The sequence below is a fragment of the Collinsella sp. D33t1_170424_A12 genome (assembly GCF_015554865.1).
In the GTDB taxonomy this organism is placed as follows: domain Bacteria; phylum Actinomycetota; class Coriobacteriia; order Coriobacteriales; family Coriobacteriaceae; genus Collinsella.
In genome coordinates this window covers 1-7,199 of sequence record NZ_JADNJJ010000175.1, presented here as the reverse complement: position 1 = coordinate 7,199, position 7,199 = coordinate 1, and the positions used below count along the sequence as shown (strand labels likewise).

The following is a 7,199-nucleotide window of genomic DNA, read 5'->3' as shown; positions in this document are numbered from 1 at the left end:
ATCGATCGCATCGAGGAGCCGTATCTCAAGGCAAAGGTTATCGTGCCTCCCGAGTACACCGGCGCGGTGATGCAGCTTGCCATCGAGCATCGAGGTATCACCACCGACATGATTCACCTGTCGCAGAAGTCTGTAGAGATGCGTTTCGATATGCCGCTTGCCGAACTGATTCTCGATTTCTTCGATCAGCTGAAAAGCCGCACCAAGGGCTATGCCTCGCTCGATTACGAGTTTTCCGAGTATCGTGCAAGTGACCTGGTAAAACTCGATATCCTGCTTTCCGGTGACGAGGTTGACGCGTTGTCGTTTATCGTTCACAAGGACAAGGCGTACGGCTTGGCGCGCGGCCTGTGCGATAAACTCAAGGAGATCATTCCCCGCCAGCTGTTCGAGGTTCCCATCCAGGGCGCAATCGGCAACAAGATCATCTCTCGCTCCACCGTTAAGGCGCGGCGCAAAGACGTCCTTGCCAAGTGCTACGGAGGCGATATCTCGCGTAAGCGCAAACTGCTCGAAAAGCAGAAGGAAGGCAAGAAGCGCATGAAGGCCATTGGCTCCGTCGAGGTGCCGCAGGAAGCTTTCATGGCCATTCTCAAGGTGGACGAGTAATCACATGCCCATTTCCTCTCAAACCCAGCGGCTGCTCGATGCGTTTGCCGAGCAGCCGTTTCTTCTGGCCCCCATGGCTGGTGTCACCGATGCCGCATATCGCATCATGTGCCGCCGTCGAGGCGCTCATTTGGCATACAGCGAAATGGTCTCCGTCGCGGGCTTGGCGTACGCAAGCGAGAAGACGTGGGAGCTCGTGCTTCCTGCTGCCGAGGAGCCGCAGATCTGCGTCCAGTTGTTCGGTTCGAAGCCCGAGCAATTTGCATCGGCTGTCGAGGTCGTTCAGGAGCGCGTGGGCGATCGCTTGACGCTCGTCGACATCAACATGGCGTGCCCGGCCCGCAAGGTGATTTCTAAGGGTGAGGGCTCGGCCCTTATGGAGCAGCCTGAGCTCGCCGCCGATATCGTGCGCGCCTGCGTCGATAACGCTCGCGTCCCCGTGACCGTTAAGATGCGCAAGGATTTCAAGTCAGGACGCTTGCTGGCCCCGGATTTCGCCGCTCGTCTCGAGCAGGCCGGCGTTGCCGCCGTTGCCGTCCATGGACGCTCTGCAGGCCAGCTCTATAGCGGCCAAGCTGATTGGTCCGTGATCGATGCCGTTGCCGATCGCGTGCAGGTGCCCGTCATAGGTTCAGGCGACGTGTTCAGCGCCGAGCGCGCTGCTCGCATGCTTCATGGGACGGCGGCGACGGCCGTGTTCATCGCCCGTGGTACTTATGGTAATCCGTGGATCTTCGATGATGCTCGCGCGATCGCCCTTGAGGGCTCGGCCTGCCCCTTGCACAGCATCGAGGAGCGGCTCGGTGCGCTACGCGAGCACCTTGCGCTCTTGCAGAGCCATGATGCCCATATGGCGCGTGCGCGCACATTTGCGACCTGGTATCTCAAGGGCATGCCTCATGCCGCGGGCTGGCGCGGCCGCGTAGTGAAGTGCTCGACGTTTGAAGACTTTATGGCGCTTGTCGACGAGATAGAGCTCGATGTGCGGCAATGCGTGGAGCTGGTGGACCATGGCGAGCCCATCCCGGGCTTCGATAGTTAAGGTTGCAGGACCTACGTAATGCCTTACGAAGCGCTTTACCTTCACATACCGTTTTGCAAATCTAAGTGCCTGTATTGCGATTTCGATTCTCGTGCGGATGCTGCATGTCTCGATGGTATGGCGGCATATTTGGATGCGCTCGAGATGCAGGTCCGAGCTCACGGTAACGCTGGCGAGCTGGATGATGTAAAGACGGTCTATATTGGAGGTGGAACGCCCAGCTTGGCTGGCGAGCGCCTAATCGGATTGGTTTGCAGCATTCTAGCTTTTTGCACACCGGTCGAGTTCACGTGCGAAGCCAATCCCGAATCGTTTTCCGCAGGGCTCGCGTGTCTTTTGGCGAGGGCTGGTGTGACGCGCGTCTCGCTCGGCGTTCAGAGCCTCGTCGATTGCGAGCTGAGCTCGATCGGGCGTATCCATTCCGCGGTCGACGCGCTTGAAGCCGTCCAGCGTGCACGCGGCGCCGGCCTGACTGTTTCGTGCGACCTTATGTGCGGTCTTCCCGGCCAGACGTTGGCGTCGTGGGAGCGTACGCTGGGCATGTTGCTTGACGGCGAGGTCCGTCCCGATCATATTTCGGTGTATCCGTTGCAGCTAGAGGAGGGGACCCCTCTCGAGCGCATGGAGCGAGCGGGAACGGTGCGGGTACCAGACGAGGATTTCCAGGCGGAATGCATGGATAGAGCCGCGGATCTCATGCGTTTCGCTGGTTACGCGCGGTATGAGGTGGCGAGTTACGCCCTCCCGGGTTGCGAGTGCCTCCATAACATCGCGTACTGGACCGGCAAGAGCTATCTTGGCTTGGGACGATCCGCTGCAAGCATGCGAGACGAGGGTGATTCTGGTCGCGAGCGATTCGTTCAACTTGATGACGGAGGTATCGAGTTCGATCGCGAGTCCCTATCTCCACGAGAGGCCGTGGCCGAAGACCTTATGCTTTCGTGCCGTATGGTGCGCGGCATCTCGACGGAGCTGCTCGATCGTGCCTCGCGATACATTCCGGTTGACCTTATTGATGCTGCCTGCTCGCGAGCGGTCGATCTTGGTCTGGCGCGTTGGTCGCATGGGGCGCTCGTTCCTACGCACGCCGGCTGGCTCGAGGGAAATGAGCTTTTCGGGTTGTTCTGGAACCTCGCGCGGCCAGCGTAGAGACCTTGGCTTCATCTCGGCCTTGCGCGTGCGTTCGTCTTGGGGCATGCTGGAGACCAGCTAACGAAAGGGGTTTGCCATGCCTGGAAAACGCGAGGATGTTATTAGCTGGGATGAGTTCTTCATGCGCGCTGCTGTTGCGGCGAGCATGCGCAGCAAGGACCCGAATACGCAAGTCGGTGCCTGTATCGCCGATATCCACAATCGCATTCTGTCCGTCGGCTACAACGGCACGCCTTCCGCGTTGAACGACGACGACTTTCCTTGGGGCACGGCCGACGATCCGTTGCACGATAAGCATAATTACGTGATCCATGCCGAGGCCAACGCGATTCTCAACTATCGTGGTTCGCTTAAGGATATGGCGGGTGCCCGCGTGTATGTAACGCTATTTCCGTGCCATGAATGCGCCAAGACGTTGGTGCAAGCCGGCATCGGAGAGGTTATATACCTCGATGACAAATACGACGGCACCGAGGACAATCTCATTTCGAAGAATATCCTGGACCGCTGCGGCGTCACATATAGACAGGTGACTTTGGAGTAGCGCCTGCTCGCGCGCTCATGGGAAATCGGTAGGGAAGGGTCGCTGCTCTGCGGCCTTTTCATCACATGCGGGCTCCGCGGGTATAATATCTCCCGCTGTGCTATACAACGATGCGGGGAGTTTTTGCCATATGGCGGGAATGAACGATAAAGATTACTACGCGATTCTGGGCGTGGAGCCTACTGCATCTTCCAAGGAGATCCAGAAGGCGTTCCAGCAAAAGGCGCGCAAGCTTCATCCCGATATCAATAAGGAGCCTGACGCCGAGGAGCGCTTCAAGGAGGTTTCGGAAGCGTACGCCGTGCTTTCGGACGACTCAAAGCGCGCTCGCTACGACGCTATGCGTTCGGGCAATCCTTTTGCAGCTGGCGGCACCGGTCAGCCCGCCGCGGGCGGCGCTGGTTTTGGCGGCTTTCCTTTTACCGGGTTTCCCTTCGACGCGTCTGGATTTGGTCGACGTCGCGCGAGCTCCGCGTTCAATCCCGAGGAAGGTGCGGATGTCGTGGTCGATATCGAGCTTACTCGTGAGCAATCGCGCGATGGGGCGCGTCGCGTGGTGACGTTCCGCCGTTATGAGCATTGCTCGAACTGCCATGGGTCCGGTTCTGTTTCGAGCGAGCATGCCCGTACGTGCCCCACGTGCGGAGGCTCCGGCTCCATCGGCGTCGATCTGTCCTCCTTGTTTGGAATGGGCGCGGTGCAGATGGTGTGTCCCGAATGCGGCGGGTCGGGCAAGGTCGTCGCAGACCCCTGTACGGTATGCGGCGCTACGGGCCGTGTCGCCGTTACCTCCGAGCAGGTCGTCGAGTTTCCCAAAGACACGCATGACGGTGATGTCGTTCGCATTCCGGGCATGGGCCATGCCGGCACCAATGGCGCCGCTTCGGGCGATCTCGTCGCGCGCGCCCGCGTGGCTTCCGAGCGGCTTGAGCACCGAGCGAGCACCGGGTTCTATGTTATCGGGCTCGCGCTGCCGTTCCTTATCCTTTCTGCAATCTCCGGCGTGTTCTCGCTGTTCGCCATGATCTGCCTCGTACCGCTTGTGTTTGGTGTTTTTTACGTCGCCACGGACGACCCGCTGCATCGGTCGCTTCTGTGGTGGAAGCGAGGCTTCGCCGTAGCGATGAACGGTGCTATGAACGGCTTGTTCTTTGCGCTGCTCTCCGTGTGGTTTACCAGCTGCACCCAGGGATTGTTCTTAAGCCCGTATCGCATGATGTAGTGTTTGCTTTTGAGCCGTCAGGGCATAATGGAGAGCGTCGGCTCGTCGATGTGCGGGCCGTAGCCGTGGAAAGATGCACGAGGAGGATGTTCAGGCGTGTCGGGCAAAAGGGATTATTACGAGGTTCTGGGTGTTGACCGCGATGCGGACCAGCGTGCGATCAAGCGCGCGTTTCTTAAGAAGGCGCGGGAGGTGCACCCCGATGTTTCGGACGATCCGAACGCTGAAGAGCTCTTCAAAGAGGTGAATGAAGCCTACTCCGTTCTCTCCGATGAGCAGAAGCGCGCGAATTACGATCGCTATGGCTCTGCCGACGGCCCTGGCATGAACTCCAGCTATGTCGATATCTCGGATATCTTCGGTAGCATGGGAATGGACGATATCTTTTCGTCATTCTTCGGCGGCTCGCGCGGTGGCGCCCGCAACGCGGCGGCGCGTCGACAGGGACGTGACATGGCCATCTCGTTGGGCATCACGCTCGAAGAAGCTGCTGTTGGCTGCACTAAGACCATCAGCTACGATCGCTTGGCGCCCTGTGACGACTGCGGTGGCTCCGGTCTGTCCGAAGGCGCTTCAGAGCAGCAGTGCCCGCATTGTCATGGGTCGGGCTACGTAACCACCTATAAGCGCTCCATCTTCGGCGACGTGCAGTCCTCCGCCCCGTGCCCCGACTGCCAGGGCGAGGGCACTGTCGTCGACCATCCGTGCGAGATGTGCGACGGGCAGGGTAGGACTCCGTCTCACGAGCATCTTGACTTGAAGATCCCCGCTGGCGTTTCTACAGGTCGGCAACTGCGTGTTTCCGGGTACGGTGAGGCAGGTTACCGCGGAGCCGAAGCGGGCAACCTTATCGTTACCATTCAGGTTGAAGAGCATGAGCGCTTCCAGCGCCATGCGGACGATCTGTATACCGAGGTGACCGTTTCCATGGTGCAGGCTGCCTTGGGCTGTACGGTCACGATTGCTGGAATCATGGAGGGCGAAGAGGTTCCGGTTAAGGTTCCCGCCGGCACCCAGTACGGCCAGGCTGTTACCGTTGAGGGCTTCGGCATGCCGCGTATGGGCGGCGGCGAGCGCGGTCGCTTGGTCGCGCGCGTCATCGTGAAGGTTCCCGAGAAGCTGAGCAGCGAGGCACGCGAGCTCCTCGAGCGCTACGAAGACGTTATGGACGAGCAGTACGACAAGCATCGTGGCGTCGGCGCCTTCATTCGCGACGCCATCGACGATATTCTCGATTAGGCAAGGAGCACTGTGGGAAACGCGCGCATCGCTGTTGTAAATCTTGGTTGCCGGGTCAACCGCGTCGAATCTGATCGCATCTCGACCGATTTGCTCCGCGCGGGTTTTGAGCTGGTAGATGAAGCGTCTGCTGACGTCGTCATTATCAATACCTGCGCTGTCACCGGTGAAGCCGAGGCCAAGACGCGCAAGGCGGTGCGCCGGGCGCTGGGTATGCCGCCTGCTCCCTTGGTTATCGCGACGGGTTGCGCGGTGAACCTGCATCCAGAATCGATTGCCGAGCTATCTCCCCGCGTTATCGTTGAGCCTTCTAAGGTCGATGTTGTGCGTCGCGTCCGCGCGGTCGCAACGCCATCGTGCGAGCACGCGCCCGAAGAGCTTGCTCACGGCGTATCGAGCTTCCTGGGCCGGTCCCGTTTGGGAATCAAGATTCAAGATGGCTGCAATCACCGCTGCACATATTGCATCGTCTGGAAGGCGCGCGGCCCCGAGCGCTCCATTCCGGTTGCCTCCGTGCTTGAGCAGGTTCGCGAGGCGGAGGATTCCCATATTCCCGAGATCGTGCTCACGGGCGTGAACTTGGGCGCGTACGACGGGGAGAGCGAGAGCGATTCCCATGTCGAGCTCGATGAACTCATCTCCATTATCTTGCGGCGCTCCACGATTCCGCAGGTTCGACTGAGCTCTATCGAGCCGATGGACGTGTCCGACCGACTCATCGCACGCTTGGCGTCGTCTGAACGCATCGCACCTTTCCTGCATTTGCCGCTCCAGTCGGGCTGCGATGCCACACTGCATCGGATGGCACGTCCGTATACCTCCGAGGATTTCCTTTCATTGGTGAAGCGCCTGCGCGAGGCGGTACCGTCTATCTCGCTTTCCTGTGATGTCATCGTTGGCTTTCCCGGTGAGACCGATGAGGAGTTCGAGGAGTCCTTGGCGCTCTGCCGCACCGTTGGCTTTTCGCGTATGCATGTCTTTCGGTATAGCAAGCGTCCCGGCACGCCTGCCGCGGCGGCTCCCGATCAGGTTTCCCCCGAGGTCATGGCTGAGCGTTCCGCGCGGATGCGTGCGCTTGCAGTGGAGATGTCTCGCGAGGACGCGCTTCGACGTGTCGATACCGTAGAGTCCGTCGTGCTCGAGACCGCACGCGAGGGCACGCTTGGATCATTCCAGCGCGTGGTTCTCGATACCCCGGCTGCCGTTCAGGTGGGCTCGCTGTCGAAGGTGCGTCTCGAGTCCGTCGATGAGCACGGGGTTCTACATGGGCGTCTTTTGGATATCGCATAGGAGGGTGTGATGGGGGCTGCTTCCGTGCGCATTGCGCTTCCTCGCTCCGTGGACCATGGGCTCGTTACGGGTGCTTCCGATATGCTCTTCCGGGCTATCGA

General features: G+C 59.8%; 6 protein-coding genes and 1 pseudogene. All 7 read left to right on the top strand.

What is annotated here, in order from left to right; all coding sequences use genetic code 11:
* Window positions 1–609 (top strand): annotated as a pseudogene (locus I2E26_RS07480) (elongation factor 4); the annotation flags it as partial.
* A gap of 4 nt (window positions 610–613) precedes the next feature.
* On the top strand, window positions 614–1,651 hold the full coding sequence (dusB, locus tag I2E26_RS07475) for a tRNA dihydrouridine synthase DusB (RefSeq protein ID WP_195420233.1): 1,038 nt from the start codon (window positions 614–616) through the stop codon (window positions 1,649–1,651).
* 18 nt (window positions 1,652–1,669) lie between these two features.
* A complete protein-coding gene (hemW, locus tag I2E26_RS07470; protein WP_195420232.1) occupies window positions 1,670–2,800 on the top strand; it encodes a radical SAM family heme chaperone HemW in 1,131 nt (376 codons plus the stop codon).
* A gap of 79 nt (window positions 2,801–2,879) precedes the next feature.
* Window positions 2,880–3,347 (top strand): dCMP deaminase family protein, encoded by a 468-nt coding sequence (locus I2E26_RS07465; RefSeq protein WP_147588232.1) that lies wholly within the window; start codon window positions 2,880–2,882, stop codon window positions 3,345–3,347.
* A 130-nt stretch (window positions 3,348–3,477) separates the two neighbouring features.
* A complete protein-coding gene (locus tag I2E26_RS07460) occupies window positions 3,478–4,569 on the top strand; it encodes a DnaJ domain-containing protein (protein ID WP_187231601.1) in 1,092 nt (363 codons plus the stop codon).
* Window positions 4,570–4,665: 96 nt separating this feature from the next.
* On the top strand, window positions 4,666–5,808 hold the full coding sequence (gene dnaJ / locus I2E26_RS07455) for a molecular chaperone DnaJ (RefSeq protein WP_195420231.1): 1,143 nt from the start codon (window positions 4,666–4,668) through the stop codon (window positions 5,806–5,808).
* A gap of 12 nt (window positions 5,809–5,820) precedes the next feature.
* On the top strand, window positions 5,821–7,098 hold the full coding sequence (gene mtaB, locus I2E26_RS07450; protein ID WP_195420230.1) for a tRNA (N(6)-L-threonylcarbamoyladenosine(37)-C(2))-methylthiotransferase MtaB: 1,278 nt from the start codon (window positions 5,821–5,823) through the stop codon (window positions 7,096–7,098).
* Window positions 7,099–7,199 lie beyond the last annotated feature (101 nt).

Bases quoted from the DNA above. Each gene is read 5' to 3' on its own strand.
- dusB (WP_195420233.1), top strand. From the start codon at position 614: ATGCCCATTTCCTCTCAAACCCAGCGGCTGCTCGATGCGTTTGCCGAG.
- hemW (WP_195420232.1), top strand. From the start codon at position 1,670: ATGCCTTACGAAGCGCTTTACCTTCACATACCGTTTTGCAAATCTAAG.
- I2E26_RS07465 (WP_147588232.1), top strand. From the start codon at position 2,880: ATGCCTGGAAAACGCGAGGATGTTATTAGCTGGGATGAGTTCTTCATG.
- I2E26_RS07460 (WP_187231601.1), top strand. From the start codon at position 3,478: ATGGCGGGAATGAACGATAAAGATTACTACGCGATTCTGGGCGTGGAG.